The sequence below is a fragment of the Cytobacillus sp. genome, from assembly GCF_032154635.1.
In the GTDB taxonomy this organism is placed as follows: Bacteria; Bacillota; Bacilli; order Bacillales; family Cytobacillaceae; genus Cytobacillus.
In genome coordinates this window covers 95,374-117,553 of record NZ_JALDXW010000002.1, presented here as the reverse complement: position 1 = coordinate 117,553, position 22,180 = coordinate 95,374, and the positions used below count along the sequence as shown (strand labels likewise).

Sequence of the window (22,180 nt, the reverse complement as noted above, 5' to 3'; positions counted from 1 at the left end):
AACAGTCACAGCATTAGCAAAATGAGCCATAGTTTTTTACTGGAGGTGAGGGAACGTGTCTGGGGAAGTTTTATCACAAAATGAAATAGATGCCCTGTTGTCTGCATTATCTACAGGCGAGATGGATGCAGACGAATTGAAGAAGGAACAAACTGAGAAAAAAGTAAAAGTGTATGATTTCAAACGAGCGCTAAGATTTTCAAAAGATCAAATTAGGAGTTTAACAAGAATCCATGATAATTTTGCGCGGCTTTTGACGACATTTTTTTCTGCTCAATTAAGAACGTATGTACAAATTACGGTGGCATCTGCTGACCAAATTCCATACGAAGAATTTATTCGTTCCATTCCTAAAATGACCATATTAAATGTGTTTGATGTGCCGCCTTTAGATGGCAGGATCCTAATGGAGGTCAATCCGAACATCGCGTATGCATTAATGGATCGAATGATGGGCGGGAAAGGGACAAGCGTTAATAATGTCGAAAACTTAACCGAGATTGAAACAAAGATTATGTCCAATACGTTTGAACGTGCATTTGAAAATTATTTAGAAGCTTGGAGCACTATTGTTGATATGGAACCACAGCTAATGGATTTTGAAGTGAATCCGCAATTTTTGCAAATGGTTTCACCAAATGAAACGGTTGTTGTTATCTCATTAAATACAACCATTGGAGAAACAAGCGGCATGATGAATATTTGTATTCCGCATGTTGTTCTTGAACCTATTATTCCTAAGCTTTCCGTCCATTATTGGATGCAGACGGATAAAAAAGATCGCGTGCCGGAAGAAATAGAAAGATTAGAGAAACACATTCAAAGTGCAGAAGTTCCAATTGTCAGCGAACTTGGAAATTCTGAAATTAGCATCCAAGACTTCTTAATGCTAGATATAGGGGATGTTATTGAGCTGAATAAGCAAATTGAACAACCGCTCATTATTAAAGTTGGAGATATTCCGAAATTTATTGGACAACCAGGAAAAGTAAACAAGAAACTAGCCATTCAAGTGTTGGATATAGTGAAAGGGGGAGACGTCGATGATGAGCGGTGATATGCTATCACAAGATGAAATCGATGCTCTATTACGTGGTGGAGATGATGAGGATACTGAAGAAATAATGGATGATTCCTTTACTGTTGAAGATTATCTTTCAAGTATGGAAGAAGACGCTTTAGGAGAAATCGGAAATATTTCATTTGGCAGCTCAGCTACAGCTTTATCTACCTTACTAAATCAAAAAGTAGATATTACAACGCCGACAGTAACTGTCATCTCACAAAAAAAATTACAAGAGGAATTCCCGCATCCATATGTTGCTATTCAAGTTAGTTATACAGAAGGATTTCATGGAAGTAATTTATTAGTGATTAAGCAAGAGGATGCGGCCATTATTGCTGATTTAATGCTGGGTGGGGATGGAAGGAATCCTTCTGAATTAATGGGCGAAATCCAGTTAAGCGCAGTTCAGGAAGCAATGAACCAAATGATGGGTTCTGCAGCAACTTCAATGTCGACTATATTTAGCAAGAAGGTAGATATTTCTCCTCCTATGATTGATATGTTAGATGTACAAGAAGGGGAAGGAACCGATAAAATTCCTGATGATGATATTTTAGTGAAAATATCATTCCGACTAAAAATTGGTGATTTAATAGATTCAAATATTATGCAGCTATTGCCGCTTCATTTTGCAAAAGGTTTGGTTGAAGAATTGTTGAATCCTGGTGGTGGTGAATCGAATGATTCCAGTGTAAAGGATAAAGTGAACACTCCAGCAAATTCATCACACACACAGCCAGAATTTGCATTTGATAAACAGCCTGAAGTGCAGGGCTACAGTCAGCCGCAAAACGTGCAGCATGAACCTGTGTATCCACAAGGAGGCTACCAACAGCATCCATCACCTGGGAATCAGCAAGCGGCATATCAGCAGTCCTATCAGCAAACAGGTCACCAAAGTGGACCACAGCATTTTGGTTCAGCATTTCCTGAAGGTCCAAAGGCGAATGTACAGCCTGCAGTCTTTTCAAACTTTGAGCCTGTTCACCTGCAAGAGTCTGAATCAAAGAATTTAAATATGCTTCTTGATATTCCACTACAGGTTACGGTTGAGCTTGGCAGAACAAAACGATCGGTAAAGGAAATTCTTGAGCTATCAGCGGGCTCCATTATTGAACTCGATAAACTAGCAGGTGAGCCGGTTGATATTCTTGTAAATAACCGTCTAATTGCCCAAGGTGAAGTCGTAGTTATTGACGAGAACTTTGGAGTAAGGGTTACGGATATTATTAGTCAAAGTGATCGTTTAAAAAAACTTAGATAATTCATGGGGGTAAAGAGAAATGGCGCAAAAAATATTAATTGTTGATGATGCAGCATTCATGAGAATGATGATTAAAGATATTCTTACAAAAAATGGGTATGAAGTAGTTGGGGAAGCTGCTGACGGCGTTCAAGCTGTAGAGAAATATAAAGAATTTCAACCAGATTTAGTAACAATGGATATTACCATGCCTGAGATGGACGGGATTACAGCATTAAAAGAAATAAAGAAAATTAATCCAAATGCAAAAGTACTTATGTGCTCTGCAATGGGTCAGCAGGCAATGGTTATTGATGCCATACAGGCTGGTGCAAAGGATTTTATTGTTAAACCTTTCCAGGCTGATCGTGTTATTGAAGCAATCTCGAAAACTTTAGGATAATAATCTATTGATTAGAGGGTGCAGTATATTGCAATATGTTAATCGGACTTTTCTTTTGCTGCTTATTATAGGAATTGCTCTGCTGGGCTTGGAAGCACCAGCCTATGCAGAGCAATTGAACAATAGTGTGAAAGATTGCATAGAACAACCAGATGCTTGTGGAGATGAACAAGCTCCCCAAAAAAAGGAAGTTCAAGGAAAGGTTGAGTCTACAAAAGTTGGTATTCATGCGTGGGACATAATTAAAATGATTCTTGCGACAGTTTTTGTTGTTGCTCTCCTCTATTTCTTACTTAAGTTTATTAATAAGAGAAGTAAATCGTATAAAAGCAGCAGACTCATTGAAAATTTGGGTGGCACTGCACTTGGTACGAACCGATCTGTGCAGCTTATAAAGGTAGGTAATCGTATCTTGGTCGTAGGTGTTGGGGAAAACATTCAGTTGTTAAAAGAACTTACTGACTCTGAGGAATGCAGTCAAATTATTACGGAATACAATGATAAAATGGAACAGCTTGTTCAACCAAGCGATATTGTGACAAAGGTACTTCAAAGAAGAAAAGTGAATCAATCAAAAGAAAACAAAGGGAACCATTTTCAATCATTGCTTAAACAACAGTTAGAAAAAATAACAACAGACAGGCAGAAATTATTTGACGAAATGGAGAAGAAAGGATCAGACGAGCGATGAATGAATTTATGGAGTTTTTTAATAACAGTTCGCCTGAAAATGTTTCGACATCCGTAAAATTGGTTTTAATGCTGACTGTCCTGTCATTAGCACCTAGTATTCTCATATTAATGACTTGTTTTACAAGAATTGTCATTGTTCTCTCCTTTGTCAGAACGGCGCTTGCTACGCAGCAAATGCCTCCAAATCAAGTATTAATTGGATTATCTTTATTTTTAACCTTTTTTATCATGGCTCCAACATTGCAACAGGTAAATGAAGAAGCATTAACACCACTTTTTAATGAAGAAATTAATTTAGAACAGGCTTATGAGAAAGCTTCTGTTCCTTTTAAAGAGTTTATGAGTGCCCATACGAGACAAAAAGATTTAGCGTTGTTTCTAGAGTATTCCAAGGCAGACCCGCCGAAATCGGTTGAAGATATTCCATTAACTTCACTAGTGCCAGCTTTTGCTATTAGTGAAATAAAGACAGCTTTCCAAATTGGATTTATGATATTTATACCCTTCCTAGTGATTGACATGGTTGTGGCAAGTATCCTTATGTCAATGGGGATGATGATGTTGCCCCCAGTAATGATTTCGCTGCCATTTAAAATTTTATTATTTGTCCTTGTTGATGGATGGTATCTCGTCGTAAAATCTCTTTTACAAAGTTTTTAAGCAGGTGAATGAATAAAGATGACTCCAGAAACAGTTATTTCAATTGCAGAACGAGGCATTATGACTGTGTTAATGATTTGTGGACCACTATTACTGCTTGCACTCGTTGTCGGATTAATTGTCAGTATTTTTCAGGCTACAACGCAAATTCAAGAGCAAACATTAGCATTCATTCCAAAAATTGTTGCAGTTTTAGTTGGAATCGTTTTTTTTGGACCATGGATGCTAAGCCATATGCTCTCCTATGCAGGTGAAATTTTTTCAAACTTAACGAGGTTTGTGGGTTGATGATATGGTAGATTTAATACCCGCTTTTCCGAACTTTTTACTAGTGTTTGTGAGGGTAACATCTTTTTTTCTGATGATGCCCCTTTTTTCATATCGCTCCATTCCAGCAGCGGCAAAAATCGGATTAGGCTTTTTTATGGCAGTAATAATGGTAATTACACTTGATGCACCAACACTTGAAATTGATCATACTTATTTTTTATTAATTATAAAAGAAGCGCTTGTTGGTTTATTAATTGGATTTATTGCTTATTTAATTTTATCTGCTATACAAATTGCTGGCGGTTTTATTGATTTTCAAATGGGATTTGCGATTGCAAATGTGATCGACCCGCAAACGGGTGCACAAAGTCCTTTAATGGGTCAATATTTATATACAATAGGGTTGTTTTTTTTACTGACAGTAAACGGCCATCATCTTTTGCTAGATGGAGTCTTTTACAGTTACGAATTTATTCCAATAGATCAGCCATGGATTCCTTTCGGGAATGAAAATATGGTTGAATATGTAATTAAAGCATTTAATTCGATGTTCATTATTGCTTTTCAAATGTCGATTCCTGTTGTCGGAAGTCTTTTTTTAGTCGATATAGCTTTAGGAATTGTAGCGAGAACGGTTCCACAGCTAAATGTCTTTGTTGTTGGACTTCCTTTGAAAATAGGAGTGAGTTTCCTCGTGCTTATTGCTGTAATGAGTGTGATGCTGTTTGCTGTATCACATTTATTTGAAATGATGTTAAATACGATGCGCGGTCTCATGGACATAATTGGGGGAGCATAGCAGATGAAACGATTGTTGAGTTTAGATTTACAGCTTTTTTCAGGCGAAAAAACAGAAAAAGCAACCCCAAAAAAGAGGCAGGATTCTCGTAAAAAAGGGCAAGTAGCCAAAAGCCAAGATGTGAATACGGCCATAAGTTTGCTTGCCGTTTTTCTCTTTTTCTTATTTGCAGGCTCTTATATGAAAGATATCGTTTTGTATTTGATGAGGCATAGCTTTCAAGAATTTATGCTTACAGACTTAACGGAAGCGAATGTTCAGTCGGTTTTTCTTTCTATTTTAAAAGAGCTTGTCCTCCTTTTAGGGCCGATTATGTTTGTAGCTTTAATTGCAGGGGTAGCCTCCAATTATATGCAAGTTGGCTTTTTATTTTCGACGGAAGTCATTCAGCCGAAACTTGAAAAGCTGGACCCAATCAAAGGCTTCAAACGTATTTTTGCGCTTAGAGCAATTGTTGAACTACTAAAGTCTATGCTGAAAATAGGGTTTGTTGGCCTTGTTACATTTATGGTTTTATGGGGCAATATAGATGAAATATTAATTTTGTCACAAAAATCTGTTGGTGCAGCATTAGAGACGATAGGAAACTTAACAATAAAGATGGGGTTATTTGCTTCAGTAGTGTTATTGTTTCTATCATTGCTAGACTATCTTTATCAAAAATATGATTTTGAAAAGAATATCCGAATGTCAAAACAGGATATTAAAGATGAGTATAAAAATATTGAAGGGGATCCCCTCATTAAATCAAAAATAAAGCAAAGGCAGCGGGAAATGGCAATGAGACGAATGATGCAGGAGGTTCCAAATGCAGACGTTGTCATTACAAACCCAACCCACTATGCTGTAGCTTTAAAATATGATGAAACAAAATCGGATGCACCGTATGTTGTCGCAAAGGGCGTAGATTTTGTTGCTCAAAAAATTAAATTAATTGCGAAGGAAAAAGATATTATTACTGTTGAAAACAGGCCTCTTGCGAGAGCTTTATATAGCCAGGCAGATATTGGCGATGCGATTCCAGAGGAATTTTTCAAAGCCGTCGCTGAAATTCTTGCCTATGTATATAGAACAAAGAAGAAAATCTAATTATTGAAGTTTCATAGTTTCCTAAGTTTTAAAATGGAAGCCTGCTGCGAGGAGAGGAAATAGATGTCAGCAAGAGACTTATCGGTTTTGGTAAGTGTAATCTTAATAGTTGCAATGTTAATTATCCCATTTCCAACATGGCTGCTAAGTATACTCATTCTAATAAATATTACTTTAGCGCTGCTAGTTTTACTTACAACGATGAACATGCGAGAGCCACTTGAATTCTCCATTTTTCCATCACTATTGCTATTATTGACATTATTTAGACTCGGTTTGAATGTTTCCACAACGCGTTCAATCCTTTCAACAGGAGAAGCTGGAGGGGTCGTTCACACATTTGGTACCTTCGTTGTTGGGGGAAATATCATTGTTGGTCTTGTTGTGTTTTTAATTTTGATTATTATTCAGTTTATCGTTATTACTAAAGGTGCTGAGCGAGTCTCAGAAGTTGCTGCGAGATTTACGCTGGATGCAATGCCAGGAAAGCAGATGAGTATTGATGCTGATCTAAATGCCGGTATGATTTCAGAGCAGCAAGCACGGGAACGTCGTGAAAAGGTAAGCAGAGAAGCTGATTTCTATGGTTCGATGGACGGTGCAAGTAAATTTGTAAAAGGGGATGCAATTGCAGGAATTATAATCGTCATTATCAATTTAATTTTCGGAATCGTCATCGGGATGATGCAGTTAGGATTATCCTTTGGTGATGCTGCAACTCATTTTTCATTATTAACGGTTGGTGATGGTCTTGTCAGTCAAATTCCCGCACTGCTGATTTCAACTGCGACAGGTATTGTTGTTACGAGAGCAGCATCTGATGGAAATCTTGGAACAGATATCACTGCTCAATTATTTGCATTTCCAAAGATGCTTTATGTTACAGGAGCTACAATTTTTTTACTGGGGCTGTTTACACCAATTAGTAATTTTCTTACATTCCCAATTGCAGCTCTGCTAGGGTTTGGCGGATATATGATTTCTCGAACGCCTGAGCCTGATAAAGACCAGCTGCAGGAATTAGAGGAAGAAATTGAAACAGGAGAAATGAAAAGTCCTGAGAGTGTTGTTAGTTTATTGAATGTTGACCCTATTGAGTTTGAATTTGGTTATGGTCTTATTCCGCTTGCCGATGCCAATCAGGGCGGCGACCTTCTCGATCGAATTGTGATGATTAGGAGACAGCTTGCAATTGAACTCGGTCTAGTCATCCCAGTTGTCAGGATACGTGATAATATCCAGCTTCAGCCTAACGAGTATCGATTGAAAATCAAAGGGAATGAAATGGCCAGAGGAGAGCTTTTGCTTGATCATTACTTGGCAATGAGTCCTGGAATGGAAGAGGATTCAATTGATGGAATTGATACAGTTGAACCTTCTTTTGGACTGCCAGCAAAGTGGATAACGGAGGATATGAAGGAACAGGCTGAAATATTTGGCTATACAGTTGTAGACCCGCCATCTGTAGTGTCTACCCATATTACTGAGGTGATCAAAGGAAATGCTCATGAGCTGCTTGGTCGACAAGAAACTAAACAGCTAATCGATCATTTAAATGAAAGTTATCCTATTTTGGTGGAGGAGGTTACACCAAATCCTCTATCAGTAGGAGAAGTACAGAAGGTTCTTGCAAAGCTGTTAAAAGAAAATGTTTCTGTTCGTAATTTGCCGATTATCTTTGAAACGTTAGCTGATTTTGGAAAAGTAACAAGCGATACCGATTTGCTAACAGAGTATGTTCGCCAAGCATTGGCGCGGCAAATAACGAACCAATTCTCACAATCAGGTGACTCGTTAAAAGTAGTAACGCTTTCTGGGAAAGTGGAGAAGCTGATTGCAGACGGAATTCAACAAACAGAGCATGGCAATTACCTTTCAATAGATCCGACTGTATCACAGGGAATATTAGAATCAATCGCATCACAAGTGGAACAACTATCACTAATTGAACAAACACCTATTGTCTTATGTTCTCCTGCTGTCAGAATGTATGTAAGACAATTAACAGAGCGTTATTTTCCACAAATACCAATTTTATCTTATAACGAGCTTGAGGCAAACGTAGAGATACAAAGTGTTGGGGTGGTGAATGTAGATTGAAGGTAAAAAAATATGTTGCAGCCAATATGGCAGAAGCAATGAAGCAAATACGGGCTGAGCTAGGCAACGATGCAGTCATTTTAAATTCAAAAATAGTTCACAAAGGAGGATTTTTGGGTTTATTTAAAAAGCGTACGATAGAGGTCATTGCGGCGGTTGACCCGAAGCCAAAATATCAGCAAAAACCAACGGTGAAGCAAAAGCCAATGATTCTACCTAATATAGAACGAAATGATGAAGTGGGGAAGAAGGTTCATCAGGATGCAAGTCCTGTTGAACAAAAATCTTCAGACGAAATAATAAAAGAATTAAATGAGCTGAAAGCATTATTAAAACGTCTGCCCTTAGAATCGGAAAGTGCAGCACCATCTTACCCTGCCCCCCTTCAACTGATGGATAGACTTTTAAAGGAACAAGAAATTGATCCATCCATTCAGGAGTCTCTCTTAAGCTCTTTGCTTGAGAAATGGTATGTGGAGGGGGCAAGTGCATCCATTGAACAGGTATACGCTTGGCTTGAAAAAGAAATGGTTAAACGTATTTCGAATATTTCATTTGGGGGAATTTCTTTTACTAAGAAATATATCAATGTTGTCGGGCCAACTGGTGTCGGAAAAACGACAACACTTGCGAAGATTGCTGGCGAATGTGTAATCACACATAAGAAAAAAGTGGCTTTTATTACGACAGACACATATAGAATTGCTGCGATTGATCAGCTAAAAACATATGCAAAGATACTAAATGTTCCTTTAGAGGTTTGTTATACAATGGATGACTTTAAAAAGGCAGTACAGACCTTTAAAGAATTTGATCTTGTTCTTATTGATACAGCAGGTAGAAACTTTAGAAATAAGCAATATGTGGAAGATTTAAAAATGCTGATTGATTTTGATAATGAAATGGACACCTATTTAGTTCTTTCATTAACAGCAAAGCAAAGAGATATGCAAGATATATTTACCCAGTTTTCAAGCATTGAAATTGATAAGTTTATTTTTACAAAAGCAGATGAAACATCAAGCTATGGAGCAATGTATAACATGATTAATAAATACAACAAGGGTGTAGCATACATGACAAACGGTCAAAATGTTCCAGATGATATGATAGCTGTTACTCCAACTAAAATAGCGAAGTCGATTATTGGGGTCGAATAGGATGAAAGATCAAGCTGAAGAATTAAGAGTAAAACTTAAGATAGCAGCAGAGGAGAAACCCCCTAAAACAATGGCAGTTGTAAGTGGAAAAGGGGGAGTAGGGAAGTCTAATCTTTCATTGAGCTTTTCCATTTCGCTAGCCTCAAAAGGGAATAAAGTATTATTGTTTGATATGGATATGGGGATGGGCAATCTTGACATTTTAATGGGAAAAACATCTGAAATCTCCATTGTTGACTTTTTTGAAGGCACTAGTACTTTGAAAGATGCAGTAATGGATGGTCCTAAAGGGCTAAAATATATTGCAGGTGGATCTGGACTTTCTCATTTAGTGGGACTTGATGTAGAGATAGTTGATAAATTTGTTAAAGAACTAGCAGTAATTTTTAAAGAATATGACTATGTCATTTTTGATATGGGTGCTGGAGTTACGGATGGGACTTTAAAATTTATCCTGTCTGTTCAAGAAATCGTTGTCATTACAACCCCGGAACCAACAGCAATGACAGATGCTTATGCGATGATGAAACATATACATTTAATGGACTCTACGATTCCATTTTATGTAGTCATTAACCGAGTTCAATCTGTAAAGGAAGGACATCAGACATTTACCCGTCTCTCAAAGGTTGTAAAAAGTTTTCTTGATCGAGAGATTATTTGTCTTGGCACAGTCCCAGATGACCGAATTATTCAGCAAGCAGTAAGAAGTCAAGTTCCATTTATCCTTTATAGTGAAAAAGCGCAAGCTTCGAAGGCATTAAAGGAAATTTTGAATAAGTATTTACAAAAACAATTCTCACAGGAATCGCCTTCAAATAGTTCACTTCATTTTGTATCGAAACTAAAGAAATTTCTCTTTGAAAGGTAGGGGATCGGCATGTCGAAAGTTAATGTGCTGGTAGTGGATGATTCGGCCTTTATGAGAAAACTTATTTCTGATTTTTTATCTGAGGATCCACGAATTCATGTTGTTGGTTCAGCAAGAAATGGTAAAGATGGCATAGATAAGTTGAAAGAATTAAAACCAGATGTAATCACGATGGATGTTGAAATGCCCGTTTTAAATGGTATTGAGGCGTTAAAAATTATTATGAAGGATAGTCCCGTTCCAGTCATCATGCTGTCAAGCACAACGAAAGAGGGAGCGGAAAATACAATAGCGGCAATTCAATCGGGTGCGATTGATTTTATCGCCAAGCCTTCAGGTGCGATATCACTTGATTTACATAAAATTAAGGAAGAACTAGTTCGGAAGGTACTATCTGCTAGCAAAGTAAACCTTAAGCAACTGATAAAATTATCATCAGATAAATATTTATCTACTACTCAGGCTGAAAGTTATAGTAAAATAGAACCAAAGAAAGAATCTTATGTAAATAGACCTGCGACTAAAAGGCTGAGTCCATCACAGAAAATAATATGTATAGGTACTTCCACAGGTGGACCAAGGGCTCTTCAAAATGTTCTTACTCGGTTGCCAGCTAGCATTGATTCTGCTGTACTTATTGTTCAGCACATGCCTGCAGGATTTACAAAATCTTTAGCAACAAGGTTAGATACACTATGTGCTATTTCCGTAAGAGAAGCAAGCGATGGGGAAGTTGTACAGAAAGGGACTGCCTATATTGCACCAGGCGGCTATCATATGAGAACGAAACAAGTAGGACAAAATTTAGTCATCTCCCTTGATCAATCAGAAGCAAGAAATGGGCATAGACCAGCTGTTGATGTCTTGTTTGAATCAGTAAGCGAAGTAAGCCAATATAAGAAGATAGCAGTGATCATGACTGGGATGGGATCAGATGGCTCAAAAGGGTTAGTCGCTTTAAAGAAAGATGGGTCAGTGACTGCAATTGCTGAGTCTCAGGAAACCTCTATCGTATTTGGAATGCCTAAAGCCGCAATAGCCACTAATTTAGTTGACGAAATACAAGATGTAGAGAATATAGCACAAACAATTTTGAAATATGTTTAATGCTTAAGGGGTGTGGGCCACATGGATATGAATCAATATTTAGAAGTATTTATAGAAGAAAGTAAAGAACATTTGCAGGCATGTAATGAACAGCTTCTTGAATTGGAGAAGAATCCGGAGGATATTACGATTGTAAATGAAATTTTCCGTTCTGCCCATACATTAAAAGGGATGTCTGCGACGATGGGGTATGAGGATTTAGCGAAACTTACCCATCAAATGGAGAATGTGCTTGATGCTATTCGTAATCATAAGATTAAATTCAACCCAGAGATATTGGATGTAGTTTTTCTTGCGGTTGACGACCTTGAAGCAATGGTGCAATCAATTGCAGATGGAGGAGATGGAAAACGAGATGTCTCCCATGTTGTAGAGAAACTTTTGCTTATTGAAAAAGGAGAAAGCCCTGTACATGCTGAGGCTAAATCAGAGGTTGCTGCTTCAGTTGCAGAACCTTTACATGCGGCAAAAAGTCAGTATGATGAGTTTGAATTTACTGTTCTTCAGCAATCAAAAGAACAAGGCTTTGATACGTTTGAGATTACAGTTGCATTAAGAGAAGACTGCCTATTAAAAGCAGCAAGAGTGTTTATGATTTTTGAAATATTAGAAAAGATCGGTGAGGTCATAAAGTCAAATCCAACTGTTGATCAGCTTGAAGAAGAACAATTTGATCATGAGTTCACGGTAACAATTGTTTCTAAGGAAATGAAAGATGATATTCAAAAGAAATTAATGAAGGTCTCTGAGGTTGAAAAGGTAGATGTCAATCCAATCTCCCTAGAAGTGCTTCGCCAATATGAGGAAGAAGTGGAGATCATTCAAACGACGGATAATAATGAAACAGCAGCAAATGAAATGGTGAAACATGTAGACACACCAAACAATCAAGAGGAAAAGAAAGCAGCTTCATCAACTAAACATTCAAGCAGTAAAACGATTAGGGTAAATATTGAAAGATTAGATATCTTAATGAATTTGTTTGAAGAATTAGTTATTGATAGAGGGCGATTAGAACAAATTTCAAGAGATTTAAGCAATCAGGAATTGCATGAAACAGTGGAGCGAATGACAAGGGTAACAGGCGATTTACAGAATATCATTTTAAATATGAGAATGGTTCCTGTTGAAACCGTCTTTAATCGCTTCCCAAGAATGGTTCGGCAATTGGCTCGAGATTTAAATAAGAAAATCAATCTTGAAATAATTGGTGCAGAAACAGAACTTGATCGAACAGTGATTGATGAAATCGGTGATCCTCTTGTCCATTTAATTAGGAATGCGCTAGACCATGGCGTCGAGACACCGGAAGTGAGAAAAGCAAATGGAAAGCCAGAGGAAGGTACAGTAGTACTTAAGGCTTACCACAGCGGCAATCATGTATTTATTGAGATTGAGGACGATGGTGCTGGAATTAGTAGGGATAAAGTTCTAGCAAAGGCGTTAAGTAAAGGGATAGTTACTGAGCAAGCTGCAGCATCAATGACAGATAGTCAAGTATATGAGTTAATTTTAGCATCTGGCTTTTCAACTGCGGAAAAAATATCAGATGTTTCCGGCCGTGGTGTTGGATTAGACGTTGTAAAAAGTACGATTGAATCTTTAGGCGGAACGATTTCAATTGAGTCACGCTTAGGCCAAGGATCTGTATTCTCAATCCAATTGCCTCTCACTCTATCAATTATTTCTGTAATGTTAACAGAAATTCAAAATGAAAAGTTTGCCATTCCTCTATCTTCTATTATAGAGACAGCGATTGTGAATAAGGAAGAAATTCTAAACGCACATAATCAGAGAGTAATTGATTTCAGAGGAAAAGTGGTCCCACTTTTATTCTTAAAAGATATCTTTGAAGTACCTCTCGTTAAAGAAGATGATGAGTTTTACTCGGTTGTAATTGTTAGAAAAGGGGATAAAATGGCAGGATTAGTTGTTGATTCATTTATTGGACAACAAGAAGTTGTTTTAAAATCCTTAGGTAACTATTTAACAAATGTGTTTGCAATCTCCGGTGCAACGATTTTAGGAAATGGACAAGTTGCCTTGATTGTTGATTGTAATGCATTAATTAAGTAAACTGAGTGTCGAAACTTCATGTGCTTTCTATAAAAGTTTTTGACAGTCAAGTTATGGGGTGAACACTTATGGCTGATACTTTAGCTGCAGATATAAAATTAATCGTTTTCCAATTAAAGGACAAAGAATACGCAATTCCAGTTAATCATGTTCAAGGGATTGAAAAGGTTGAGCATATCACAAGGGTTCCGCGAACAGAAAAATTTATTAAAGGTGTAATTAATCTTCGTGGTGTGATTACACCAATCATCGATCTTCGAAGCAGATTTGGTCTTGAAGAAGAGAATTTCACAGATAGTACTCGGGTGATAATTGTTTCTGTTAATGACTTAGAAGTGGGTTTTATTGTAGATTTGGCTAATGATGTGATTGATATTCCTGTTGCTTCAATCGAGCCACCACCTGAAGTAGTTGGGATAAAAGAAGTTGAATATATTAATGGTGTTGCAAAAATTGGCAAAAGATTATTGATTCTCATTGATTTAGAAATGATATTGGACACGGAACAATTTAGCTCTTCTAGAAATGAAGGTTAATTACAAATGAGTTTTATTGAAAAAATTTCATCTATCCATCTTGATATATTAAAGGAAATTGGAAATATTGGTGCAGGTCATGCAGCAACTGCTTTATCAACATTGCTAAATAAGAAGATTGATATGAAAGTTCCTAGTGTTCAAATTGTTTCGTTTGATGAAATGATGAATATGGCAGGAGGAGCTGAAAATGTTGTAGCTGGTGTTTTCTTAAGAATTGAGGGGGAAGCACCAGGGAGCATGTTTTTTGTTTTGCCTATCGAACAGGCGACAAGCTTCATTAGAGAAATGATTGGAGATGAAAGTTTTTCCCTCAAGACTCCTCCATATAGTGAAATAGGTTTATCGGCTTTACAGGAGCTAGGGAATATTTTATCAGGATCCTACTTATCATCTTTATCTGATTTTACAAATCTATCTTTGTATCCTTCTGTTCCTGCATTAAGTATTGATATGGTTGGAGCAATTATTAGCTACGGATTAATAGAATTATCACATGTAAGTGACTATGCGATTGTAATAGATACAGCCTTAAACGAAGATGAAGAAGCGGACACAGAATATGTAAAGGGACATTTTTTCCTTTTGCCAGATCCGGATTCTTTTCAAACGATATTTAAATCTCTAGGGGTTCCGCATAATGATTGAAAGTAAAACCATTATTAAAGTCGGAATTGCTGATATGAATATAGTTAAAACACCAGATATTATTCGCACGTCAGGATTAGGATCCTGTGTGGGTGTTGTTGTATATGATCAAGCAAGAGAAATTGCTGGACTTGCACATGTGATGCTCCCTGACTCTTCTCTTGCTAAATCAGGTGTCTTAAACATCGCAAAGTATGCTGATACGGCTGTAAAGGATCTTGTTTCAAAATTAATTCGTCATGGGGCACGAGCCAGCTTTTTAAAGGCAAAAATTGCTGGTGGTGCACAAATGTTTCAATTTTCAGGCGGCAATGACATGATGCGTATTGGCCCAAGGAACGTTGAAGCTGTCAAATTAGAACTTGCTGCTTTAAATATTGCAATTATGGCAGAGGATGTTGGCGGAAACAGTGGAAGGACTATAGAGTTTAATCCACAAACCTGCATCTTACATATTCGAACAGTGAATAAAGGCATTCAGGAATTATAAAGATAATGAACGAATTCAGCCTCTTTCTGAATGGAAGGGCTGTTTTCCTTTTTTGTCCTTAATTAAGAGAAGCATTGTCTATTTTGTTCATAATTTTTTTGATATACTATTGTGTAGTGACGAAAAATGTAAACGTTTGAGGAGGATGACCATATGGCACATCAAATGACAGAAGAGCAAGCATATTGGCAAAGTTGGGTCACTTCTCGTGATGCTCAAGCGGGAAATTTCCTCGTTCAAAAATATTTACCTCTTGTAAGTTATCATGTTCAGCGTATTTCCGTAAATTTACCGAGAAATGTTTCAAGAGATGACTTGAGAAGTCTTGGCTTAATGGGTTTATATGATGCCTTAGAAAAGTTTGAACCAAATCGTGATTTAAAGTTTGATACATATGCTTCTTTTAGAATTCGCGGTGCCATTCTAGATGGTTTACGAAAAGAGGATTGGCTCCCCCGAAATACAAGAGAAAAGGCAAAAAAGATTGAAGCGGCAATTGAAAAGCTTGAACAGCGGCTTGCTCGGAAGGCATCCATCCAGGAAATATCTTTAGAAGTTTCTATGACGGAAGAAGAAGTCCATTCAGTCATGAATGAACATTTTTTTGCCAATATTCTTTCGATTGATGAAAAGTCAAGTGACCAAGATGATAAAGATGGTCAGTCTTTTATTATTAAAGATGAAGGTACAGAAATGCCTGAGGAGAAATTAATAAAGGATGAAACGATTGCTGAGATGGTGAAATTAATATCTCAATTAAATGAGAAAGAACAATTAGTAATTAGCTTATTTTATAAAGAAGAATTGACCCTAACTGAGATCGGACAAGTCATGAATCTTTCAACATCTAGAATTTCTCAAATTCATTCCAAAGCGATTTTTAAATTACGGCATGCATTGGAAAAGGTCTTTTAAATTCTAAGGAGAAAGTAGAGATGACCAATGGAAAACTATTTCCGTATTTTGATCGAAAAAAATAGATTATCAGCAAAAATCGAATTGATTGAAAAGTCTGAAGGGGATTTATCAATAAACTATGAAGAACTTATTCATTTTCTCAATAAGGAAAAAATCATTTTTGGTATTAAGGAGGATGTAGTTAGAGAGATTAGCATTCAACCATTATCTATTTCCTATCCAATCGTTATTGCTGAAGGGTTACCGCCAAAAGATGGAATAGATGCTTACTTGCTGGATGAAGTCCAAAATGAAAAGCATGAAAAAAGAGAAAAGTTTAATTTTCGTAATGTTATTCAAATCCCTTCTGTGAAGGCTGGACAAACACTAGCGACAATTATTCCGCCAACACCTGGGACGACAGGTACAGATGTAACAGGACGGATAATACCCGCAAAAAATGGAAAACCACTTAAAATCAGGCCTGGAAAAAATGTCATATTGAATGGGTCAACATTTTATTCAACCTCTGATGGACAATTAAGTCTGACAAATAAAATGATCTCTGTTAATCCTGTTTATGAAGTGAATGGGGATCTAGATCTGAAAACAGGTAATATTGATTTTATTGGGAATGTTGTCATTAGAGGAAATGTTCCTAGTGGATACGAGGTGAAGGCAGGCGGGGATATTAAAATTTTCGGATTAGTTGAGGCAGCAACTATTTTTGCTGGGGGAAATATCATCATATCTGGTGGTGTTTCTGGCAGTCATAAGGGGTCTCTTATAGCTAGTGGAAATATTCAAGCCGCTTATCTAAATCAAGCAAATGTTCAAGCTGAACAAGATGTTTATGTGGAAAATTCCATTCTGCATAGCAATGTTCAGGCAGGAGGTTCACTATACTGCAGAAAAGCACTCATTATTGGAGGCCTTTTATCTGTAGGAAGGGACCTTTACATAAAGGAAGTTGGAAATCGGTTATTTACCAAGACAGAAATTCGTGCCGGTGCTGATTTTCATTTAGTAGATAAAGAAAACGAGCTTCGTAAAGAGAAGAAAGAATTAAATGATAATCTCAAAAAATTAGTTAATATTGAGCAAAAATTGCTGCAGATTGGTAAAATGAACGGTACTCTTTCTGAAGAGCAGAAGGCAATCATCCAAAAGCAAAGAGTAACTAAAGATCACATCATTCAACAATTAAAAGAGATTGATGAGGAACTTGAAAGACTAGAGATCGAAATGAATGAGAAACATGATTCATCCATATACATATACGAAAATGTATTTCCAAATACTACTTTGCACTTTGGTAAGTATGCTAAACAAATACAGAAGAAATACTCAAATTGCCGGTATTATTTCTCAAATGGTGAAATTATTTCCGAAGCATGTATATAAAATTGGTTGCCTTAACAAAGCACATAGTAAGGGTGAAAGTGTATGAGCTTAAAATCTGTAGAAATGCAAATTGCCTTGCCTAGAACAGTTGAGGCAGGTAAAATTCAAGAGCAGCTACAGCAGCGCGGACACAACATGAATGAAATAGCCACACAACAAACCTTAAAGGAAGATGAGAAAAAAAGAAAAACAGTAATCAAGCAAGAGCAAAAGGGAAATGTTCATCTTTCACAAAAGAAGAAGGATCACCATCATGAACGAAATCGGCAACAAGCAAATGAAGAAAAAAAGGAAGAGCCTGAAGAAAAAAATAAAGAATATCACCCATATAAAGGGACGGTAATTGACTTTAGTGGATAGAGGGATTATATGACCACTTTTTTGTTATTGATAAGTTTGTTTTTAAATGTTTTAGCTATTTTTGCTATTATCATCTTATTTCTTCGCCAAAATCGCCTTTCACAGGTTGAGAGAAAGCAAGAGAAAATGATTTCTGATATGGAAGAAGTAATATCTACTTATTTGGTGCAAATGAAAGAAGAAAACGAAGCATTTATTGATCGCGTAAAGGGTATAGGGATTCGGTCTGAACCTATAAATGAAATCGATTCCAATAAAAATAATACTTACAAAAAAGCAAAAGAAAATGGGAATAAGGCAACTAAAGAGAAAGATTCTAAAGACATTCTTCTTCAAAGCAGAATCGGAAAGGCCTCCGTATATAAAGCAGCAAGTGCTTATAAACAAAATTCAATCGCCGTGGACAAGGATATTGAGAGTAAGCCCCCTGAAACATTAGAAGGTCATTCAGTGAAACTTCCCCCACTTGAGAAAAACTTTGATGTAATTGTAAAAAATGGGGAGTCAGCTAATCATTCAATGGACCAATTACAAGAAGATTCGTTTTTAAATCAGGTACTTGCTTTGAAAGAACAAGGATTGACGGAAGACAAAATTGCACAAAAGCTAAATAAGGGGAAAACAGAGATCGAACTGTTGCTAAAATTCCAAAGCAATCAATAGAAAAAACTTGATTGTATATTATTATTATGATATATTAACAAATGGTGTTAATACACACGCTTTTTGATTTAATCGGATGGTGCTGGCAAAGTCAGTTTCCGATTAAAAATGATCTAAGCGGAGGAAAACAAACCATTAGGAGGAAATACACATGTCAGTAATTTCAATGAAGCAATTGCTTGAAGCTGGTGTACATTTTGGACACCAAACTCGCCGTTGGAACCCAAAGATGAAAAAATACATTTTCACTGAGCGTAACGGCATCTACATCATCGACCTTCAAAAAACAGTTAAAAAGGTTGAAGAAGCTTACAACTTCGTTAAGGAGCTAGCTGGAAACGGCGGTACAATCCTTTTCGTAGGAACAAAGAAACAAGCTCAAGATTCAGTAAAAGAAGAAGCGATCCGCTCTGGACAGTACTATGTTAACCAACGCTGGTTAGGTGGTACATTAACTAACTTTGAAACAATCCAAAAACGTATTGCACGTCTTAAAGATATTGAAAGAATGTCTGAAGATGGTACTTTCGAAGTGCTTCCTAAAAAAGAAGTTGTACAATTAAAGAAAGAGCAAGAGCGCTTAGAGAAGTTCTTAGGCGGAATCAAAGATATGAAGGGTCTTCCAGACGCTTTATTTATCATCGATCCTCGTAAAGAGCGCATTGCTGTTGCAGAAGCACATAAATTAAACATTCCGATCGTTGGTATCGTTGATACAAACTGTGATCCAGATGAAATCGATGTTGTAATCCCTGCAAACGATGATGCAATTCGTGCTGTAAAACTTTTAACTGGTAAAATGGCAGATGCAATTCTTGAAGCAAAACAAGGTGAAGAAGTTACAACTGCTTAAATGAAATGCGGAAGGTGCTGGAGCTAGACAGCTATCTAACTTCAAATGCGCTAACTAATTTAGGCTACAATAAAAAGGTGATAAGAGGGAGCCCCTTTATCACCTTTTTTTAAAGAATAGGCAAAGAAGTTTTTTGATAAAGAATATTTGGTAATGATATAACTACATAACCAATTCTAAGGAGGATTTCATAATGGCAATTACTGCTCAAATGGTTAAAGAACTACGTGAAAAAACAGGCGCAGGAATGATGGATTGTAAAAAAGCGCTTCAAGAGACAAATGGTGATATGGAAAAAGCAATCGATTTCCTTCGTGAAAAAGGGATTGCTAAAGCTGCTAAGAAAGGTGACCGTATTGCAGCTGAAGGTTTAACTTCTGTGAAAGTTGAAGGAAATACAGCTGTCATTCTTGAAGTGAACTCTGAAACAGACTTCGTTTCAAAAAATGAAGGGTTCCAAACACTTGTTAAAGAATTAGCGGATCACCTTCTTGTTAATAAACCTGCATCGGTTGAAGAAGCTGCTGCTCAAACAATGGCAAATGGAGCTACTGTTGAAGCCCACATCAACGCTGCTATTGCAAAGATTGGTGAAAAACTAAGCTTGCGTCGTTTTGAAGTGAAAACAAAAACAGATAATGATGCATTTGGTGCATACTTACACATGGGTGGACGCATTGGTGTATTAACAGTACTTGAAGGAACAACTGATGAGGATGCTGCTAAAGATGTTTCTATGCATATTGCAGCTCTTAACCCTAAGTATGTTTCTCGTGACGAAGTTTCTCAAGAAGAGGTAGAACGTGAGCGTCAAGTATTAACACAACAAGCACTTAATGAAGGAAAGCCTGAAAATATTGTTGCTAAGATGGTTGAAGGCCGCTTAAGCAAATATTTTGAAGATGTTTGTGTAAACGATCAAGCTTTCGTTAAAAACCCTGATCAAAAGGTTGGAAAATTCGTTGAATCAAAAGGCGGAAAAATCCGTGAGTTCGTACGCTTTGAAGTAGGAGAAGGCATTGAAAAGCGTGAAGATAACTTTGCTGAAGAAGTTATGAGCCAAGTTAAAAAATAATTTCTACTCATACATTTATAAGTATAAGAATCATTCACAACTAGAAAATTGACATTTCAGGGAACACGATGTGTTCCCTGTTTTTCAAGACTAAACACATTAGGTACAGGTGTCTAGCGCAAGCAGTCCCCCCATCGAGTTACGGGACGCACTAGTGTCGCTTTCGTTCTCATTTAGAAAGAGTTAGGACAACTTTCGCGCGTTTCGTGTTTGTTGGGGATGGGTAATGCGCATGCGCTTTTCTATTTTACATATGGAGGTCCCTATGAGCAACCCAAAATATAAACGCGTTGTTTTAAAGTTAAGTGGAGAAGCTTTAGCAGGAGAACAAGGATTTGGAATTAATCCTGCTGTAATAAAGTCGGTAGCATCACAGGTCAAAGATTTAGCTCAATTAGGTGTTGAGGTAGCTGTCGTTGTAGGCGGAGGCAATATTTGGCGCGGGAAAATTGGGGAAGAAATGGGTATGGATCGAGCAAATGCAGATTATATGGGGATGCTAGCAACTGTCATGAACTCATTAGCACTTCAAGATAGCCTAGAACAATTAGGTGTGGAGACGAGAGTGCAAACATCTATTGAGATGAGACAAGTTGCGGAACCATATATTCGTAGAAAGGCGATTCGCCATCTTGAGAAAAAACGCGTCGTAATCTTTGCTGCTGGCACAGGAAATCCTTATTTTTCAACAGATACAACGGCTGCGCTGAGAGCAGCGGAAATTGAAGCAGAAGTGATCTTAATGGCGAAAAACAATGTAGACGGTGTCTATTCAGCAGACCCGCGCATCGACAAGGATGCGAAGAAATATGATCATCTCTCTTATCTTGATGTAATTAAAGAAGGGTTAGCTGTCATGGATTCGACAGCATCGTCGCTATGTATGGATAATGATATTCCATTAATTGTATTTTCGATAATGGAGCAAGGAAACATTAATCGAGCAGTAATGGGTGAACCAATTGGAACAATTGTAAGGGGGAAAAAATAATGCCAAAACAAGTTATTGATAATGCAAAGGAAAGAATGACGAAAGCAATCCAAGCATATACTCGTGAGCTTGCAAGTATTCGTGCAGGCAGAGCCAATGCATCATTGCTTGATAGAATTACGGTAGATTATTATGGTGCTCCTACACCGGTTAATCAATTAGCAGGGATATCTGTTCCAGAGGCGCGCTTGCTTGTTATTCAGCCTTATGATAAATCTATTCTTGGTGAAATTGAGAAAGCCATTTTAAAATCTGATATTGGTTTAACTCCTTCAAATGATGGAAGTATTATTCGACTTGCCATTCCTCAGCTCACAGAAGAGCGACGAAAAGACCTCGTAAAACTTGTGAAAAAAGAATCGGAAGAGGCAAAAGTTGCCATTCGTAATGTGCGACGCGATGCAAATGATGATTTAAAGAAACTCGAGAAGAATGGTGAAATCACGGAAGATGATTTACGCGGTTACTCTGATGATATTCAAAAGTTAACAGATGAGCATATTAATAAAATTGATTCGATCACAAAAGATAAGGAAAAAGAAATTCTAGAAGTTTAAATAAATTTATTGTGAATAAGAATAGTGACCCTCTATCTATAGGGGGTTTTTTTACTCTAACCACTGAAAAATGAGGATTAATAATAAAAACTTGTATTTGATAAGAGGTATTATTCTTATTTATTACAAATGTACATATTCTTTTTATAGAGATATCTTTCTTTATTTT

The 22,180-nt window shown here is 37.0% G+C and carries 24 protein-coding genes; all 24 read left to right on the top strand.

Annotated elements, in window-relative coordinates; translation table 11 throughout:
• Nucleotides 1-55: 55 nt before the first annotated feature.
• The 24 genes from fliM (at nt 56) to frr (ending at nt 22,011) form a co-directional block, all read left to right on the top strand.
• Entirely contained in the window at nt 56-1,057 is a 1,002-nt protein-coding gene (gene fliM, locus RUH74_RS02490; RefSeq protein WP_313798671.1) for a flagellar motor switch protein FliM, read from the top strand.
• On the top strand, nt 1,044-2,330 hold the full coding sequence (gene fliY, locus RUH74_RS02485; protein WP_313798670.1) for a flagellar motor switch phosphatase FliY: 1,287 nt from the start codon (nt 1,044-1,046) through the stop codon (nt 2,328-2,330). The genes fliM and fliY overlap by 14 nt, the downstream gene beginning before the upstream one ends.
• A gap of 19 nt (nt 2,331-2,349) precedes the next feature.
• A complete protein-coding gene (locus RUH74_RS02480; RefSeq protein WP_057763219.1) occupies nt 2,350-2,712 on the top strand; it encodes a response regulator in 363 nt (120 codons plus the stop codon).
• Nucleotides 2,713-2,740: 28 nt separating this feature from the next.
• Nucleotides 2,741-3,403: a flagellar biosynthetic protein FliO gene (locus RUH74_RS02475; RefSeq protein ID WP_313798669.1), complete on the top strand. Its 663-nt coding sequence runs from the start codon at nt 2,741-2,743 to the stop codon at nt 3,401-3,403.
• Nucleotides 3,400-4,065 (top strand): flagellar type III secretion system pore protein FliP, encoded by a 666-nt coding sequence (gene fliP, locus RUH74_RS02470; RefSeq protein WP_313798668.1) that lies wholly within the window; start codon nt 3,400-3,402, stop codon nt 4,063-4,065. The genes RUH74_RS02475 and fliP overlap by 4 nt, the downstream gene beginning before the upstream one ends.
• A gap of 18 nt (nt 4,066-4,083) precedes the next feature.
• Nucleotides 4,084-4,353, top strand: a complete 270-nt coding sequence (gene fliQ / locus RUH74_RS02465) for a flagellar biosynthesis protein FliQ (protein ID WP_313798667.1) — start codon at nt 4,084-4,086, stop codon at nt 4,351-4,353.
• 4 nt (nt 4,354-4,357) lie between these two features.
• Complete coding sequence (gene fliR / locus RUH74_RS02460; protein ID WP_313798666.1) at nt 4,358-5,134, top strand: flagellar biosynthetic protein FliR; 777 nt, start codon at nt 4,358-4,360, stop codon at nt 5,132-5,134.
• A gap of 3 nt (nt 5,135-5,137) precedes the next feature.
• The gene (gene flhB, locus RUH74_RS02455; protein ID WP_313798665.1) at nt 5,138-6,223 is read left to right on the top strand and encodes a flagellar biosynthesis protein FlhB; all 1,086 of its coding nucleotides are present in this window, start codon (nt 5,138-5,140) and stop codon (nt 6,221-6,223) included.
• A gap of 63 nt (nt 6,224-6,286) precedes the next feature.
• Complete coding sequence (gene flhA / locus RUH74_RS02450; protein WP_313798664.1) at nt 6,287-8,323, top strand: flagellar biosynthesis protein FlhA; 2,037 nt, start codon at nt 6,287-6,289, stop codon at nt 8,321-8,323.
• A complete protein-coding gene (flhF, locus tag RUH74_RS02445; protein ID WP_313798663.1) occupies nt 8,320-9,483 on the top strand; it encodes a flagellar biosynthesis GTPase FlhF in 1,164 nt (387 codons plus the stop codon). The genes flhA and flhF overlap by 4 nt, the downstream gene beginning before the upstream one ends.
• A 1-nt stretch (nt 9,484) precedes the next feature.
• On the top strand, nt 9,485-10,354 hold the full coding sequence (locus RUH74_RS02440; protein WP_313798662.1) for a MinD/ParA family protein: 870 nt from the start codon (nt 9,485-9,487) through the stop codon (nt 10,352-10,354).
• 9 nt (nt 10,355-10,363) lie between these two features.
• Nucleotides 10,364-11,461, top strand: a complete 1,098-nt coding sequence (locus tag RUH74_RS02435; RefSeq protein ID WP_313798661.1) for a protein-glutamate methylesterase/protein-glutamine glutaminase — start codon at nt 10,364-10,366, stop codon at nt 11,459-11,461.
• Nucleotides 11,462-11,482: 21 nt separating this feature from the next.
• Nucleotides 11,483-13,537 carry a chemotaxis protein CheA gene (locus tag RUH74_RS02430; RefSeq protein WP_313798660.1) on the top strand — a complete coding sequence of 685 codons (2,055 nt, stop codon included), beginning with the start codon at nt 11,483-11,485 and terminating at the stop codon, nt 13,535-13,537.
• A 68-nt stretch (nt 13,538-13,605) separates the two neighbouring features.
• On the top strand, nt 13,606-14,073 hold the full coding sequence (locus RUH74_RS02425; RefSeq protein WP_313798659.1) for a chemotaxis protein CheW: 468 nt from the start codon (nt 13,606-13,608) through the stop codon (nt 14,071-14,073).
• 6 nt (nt 14,074-14,079) lie between these two features.
• On the top strand, nt 14,080-14,721 hold the full coding sequence (locus RUH74_RS02420) for a chemotaxis protein CheC (RefSeq protein WP_313798658.1): 642 nt from the start codon (nt 14,080-14,082) through the stop codon (nt 14,719-14,721).
• On the top strand, nt 14,714-15,211 hold the full coding sequence (locus RUH74_RS02415; RefSeq protein ID WP_313798657.1) for a chemotaxis protein CheD: 498 nt from the start codon (nt 14,714-14,716) through the stop codon (nt 15,209-15,211). The genes RUH74_RS02420 and RUH74_RS02415 overlap by 8 nt, the downstream gene beginning before the upstream one ends.
• A gap of 153 nt (nt 15,212-15,364) precedes the next feature.
• The gene (locus tag RUH74_RS02410; RefSeq protein ID WP_313798656.1) at nt 15,365-16,126 is read left to right on the top strand and encodes a FliA/WhiG family RNA polymerase sigma factor; all 762 of its coding nucleotides are present in this window, start codon (nt 15,365-15,367) and stop codon (nt 16,124-16,126) included.
• 27 nt (nt 16,127-16,153) lie between these two features.
• Nucleotides 16,154-17,512: a flagellar assembly protein A gene (locus tag RUH74_RS02405; RefSeq protein WP_313798655.1), complete on the top strand. Its 1,359-nt coding sequence runs from the start codon at nt 16,154-16,156 to the stop codon at nt 17,510-17,512.
• Nucleotides 17,513-17,554: 42 nt separating this feature from the next.
• Nucleotides 17,555-17,872, top strand: a complete 318-nt coding sequence (locus tag RUH74_RS02400; protein ID WP_313798654.1) for a hypothetical protein — start codon at nt 17,555-17,557, stop codon at nt 17,870-17,872.
• 9 nt (nt 17,873-17,881) lie between these two features.
• On the top strand, nt 17,882-18,535 hold the full coding sequence (locus RUH74_RS02395) for a hypothetical protein (RefSeq protein WP_313798653.1): 654 nt from the start codon (nt 17,882-17,884) through the stop codon (nt 18,533-18,535).
• 151 nt (nt 18,536-18,686) lie between these two features.
• Nucleotides 18,687-19,388 (top strand): 30S ribosomal protein S2, encoded by a 702-nt coding sequence (gene rpsB, locus RUH74_RS02390; RefSeq protein WP_313798652.1) that lies wholly within the window; start codon nt 18,687-18,689, stop codon nt 19,386-19,388.
• Nucleotides 19,389-19,581: 193 nt separating this feature from the next.
• Nucleotides 19,582-20,463 carry a translation elongation factor Ts gene (tsf, locus tag RUH74_RS02385; protein ID WP_313798651.1) on the top strand — a complete coding sequence of 294 codons (882 nt, stop codon included), beginning with the start codon at nt 19,582-19,584 and terminating at the stop codon, nt 20,461-20,463.
• 265 nt (nt 20,464-20,728) lie between these two features.
• Nucleotides 20,729-21,454 carry a UMP kinase gene (gene pyrH, locus RUH74_RS02380; RefSeq protein ID WP_313798650.1) on the top strand — a complete coding sequence of 242 codons (726 nt, stop codon included), beginning with the start codon at nt 20,729-20,731 and terminating at the stop codon, nt 21,452-21,454.
• Nucleotides 21,454-22,011, top strand: a complete 558-nt coding sequence (gene frr / locus RUH74_RS02375) for a ribosome recycling factor (protein ID WP_313798649.1) — start codon at nt 21,454-21,456, stop codon at nt 22,009-22,011. The genes pyrH and frr overlap by 1 nt, the downstream gene beginning before the upstream one ends.
• Nucleotides 22,012-22,180: the final 169 nt, after the last annotated feature.

Bases quoted from the DNA above. Each gene is read 5' to 3' on its own strand.
- RUH74_RS02435 (WP_313798661.1), top strand. From the start codon at position 10,364: ATGTCGAAAGTTAATGTGCTGGTAGTGGATGATTCGGCCTTTATGAGA.
- rpsB (WP_313798652.1), top strand. From the start codon at position 18,687: ATGTCAGTAATTTCAATGAAGCAATTGCTTGAAGCTGGTGTACATTTT.
- RUH74_RS02410 (WP_313798656.1), top strand. From the start codon at position 15,365: ATGGCACATCAAATGACAGAAGAGCAAGCATATTGGCAAAGTTGGGTC.
- fliQ (WP_313798667.1), top strand. From the start codon at position 4,084: ATGACTCCAGAAACAGTTATTTCAATTGCAGAACGAGGCATTATGACT.
- fliR (WP_313798666.1), top strand. From the start codon at position 4,358: ATGGTAGATTTAATACCCGCTTTTCCGAACTTTTTACTAGTGTTTGTG.
- RUH74_RS02420 (WP_313798658.1), top strand. From the start codon at position 14,080: ATGAGTTTTATTGAAAAAATTTCATCTATCCATCTTGATATATTAAAG.
- RUH74_RS02480 (WP_057763219.1), top strand. From the start codon at position 2,350: ATGGCGCAAAAAATATTAATTGTTGATGATGCAGCATTCATGAGAATG.
- tsf (WP_313798651.1), top strand. From the start codon at position 19,582: ATGGCAATTACTGCTCAAATGGTTAAAGAACTACGTGAAAAAACAGGC.
- pyrH (WP_313798650.1), top strand. From the start codon at position 20,729: ATGAGCAACCCAAAATATAAACGCGTTGTTTTAAAGTTAAGTGGAGAA.
- RUH74_RS02430 (WP_313798660.1), top strand. From the start codon at position 11,483: ATGGATATGAATCAATATTTAGAAGTATTTATAGAAGAAAGTAAAGAA.
- frr (WP_313798649.1), top strand. From the start codon at position 21,454: ATGCCAAAACAAGTTATTGATAATGCAAAGGAAAGAATGACGAAAGCA.
- RUH74_RS02425 (WP_313798659.1), top strand. From the start codon at position 13,606: ATGGCTGATACTTTAGCTGCAGATATAAAATTAATCGTTTTCCAATTA.
- RUH74_RS02440 (WP_313798662.1), top strand. From the start codon at position 9,485: ATGAAAGATCAAGCTGAAGAATTAAGAGTAAAACTTAAGATAGCAGCA.
- RUH74_RS02415 (WP_313798657.1), top strand. From the start codon at position 14,714: ATGATTGAAAGTAAAACCATTATTAAAGTCGGAATTGCTGATATGAAT.
- flhB (WP_313798665.1), top strand. From the start codon at position 5,138: ATGAAACGATTGTTGAGTTTAGATTTACAGCTTTTTTCAGGCGAAAAA.
- flhA (WP_313798664.1), top strand. From the start codon at position 6,287: ATGTCAGCAAGAGACTTATCGGTTTTGGTAAGTGTAATCTTAATAGTT.
- RUH74_RS02395 (WP_313798653.1), top strand. From the start codon at position 17,882: ATGACCACTTTTTTGTTATTGATAAGTTTGTTTTTAAATGTTTTAGCT.
- fliP (WP_313798668.1), top strand. From the start codon at position 3,400: ATGAATGAATTTATGGAGTTTTTTAATAACAGTTCGCCTGAAAATGTT.
- RUH74_RS02400 (WP_313798654.1), top strand. From the start codon at position 17,555: ATGAGCTTAAAATCTGTAGAAATGCAAATTGCCTTGCCTAGAACAGTT.
- fliY (WP_313798670.1), top strand. From the start codon at position 1,044: ATGATGAGCGGTGATATGCTATCACAAGATGAAATCGATGCTCTATTA.
- RUH74_RS02405 (WP_313798655.1), top strand. From the start codon at position 16,154: ATGGAAAACTATTTCCGTATTTTGATCGAAAAAAATAGATTATCAGCA.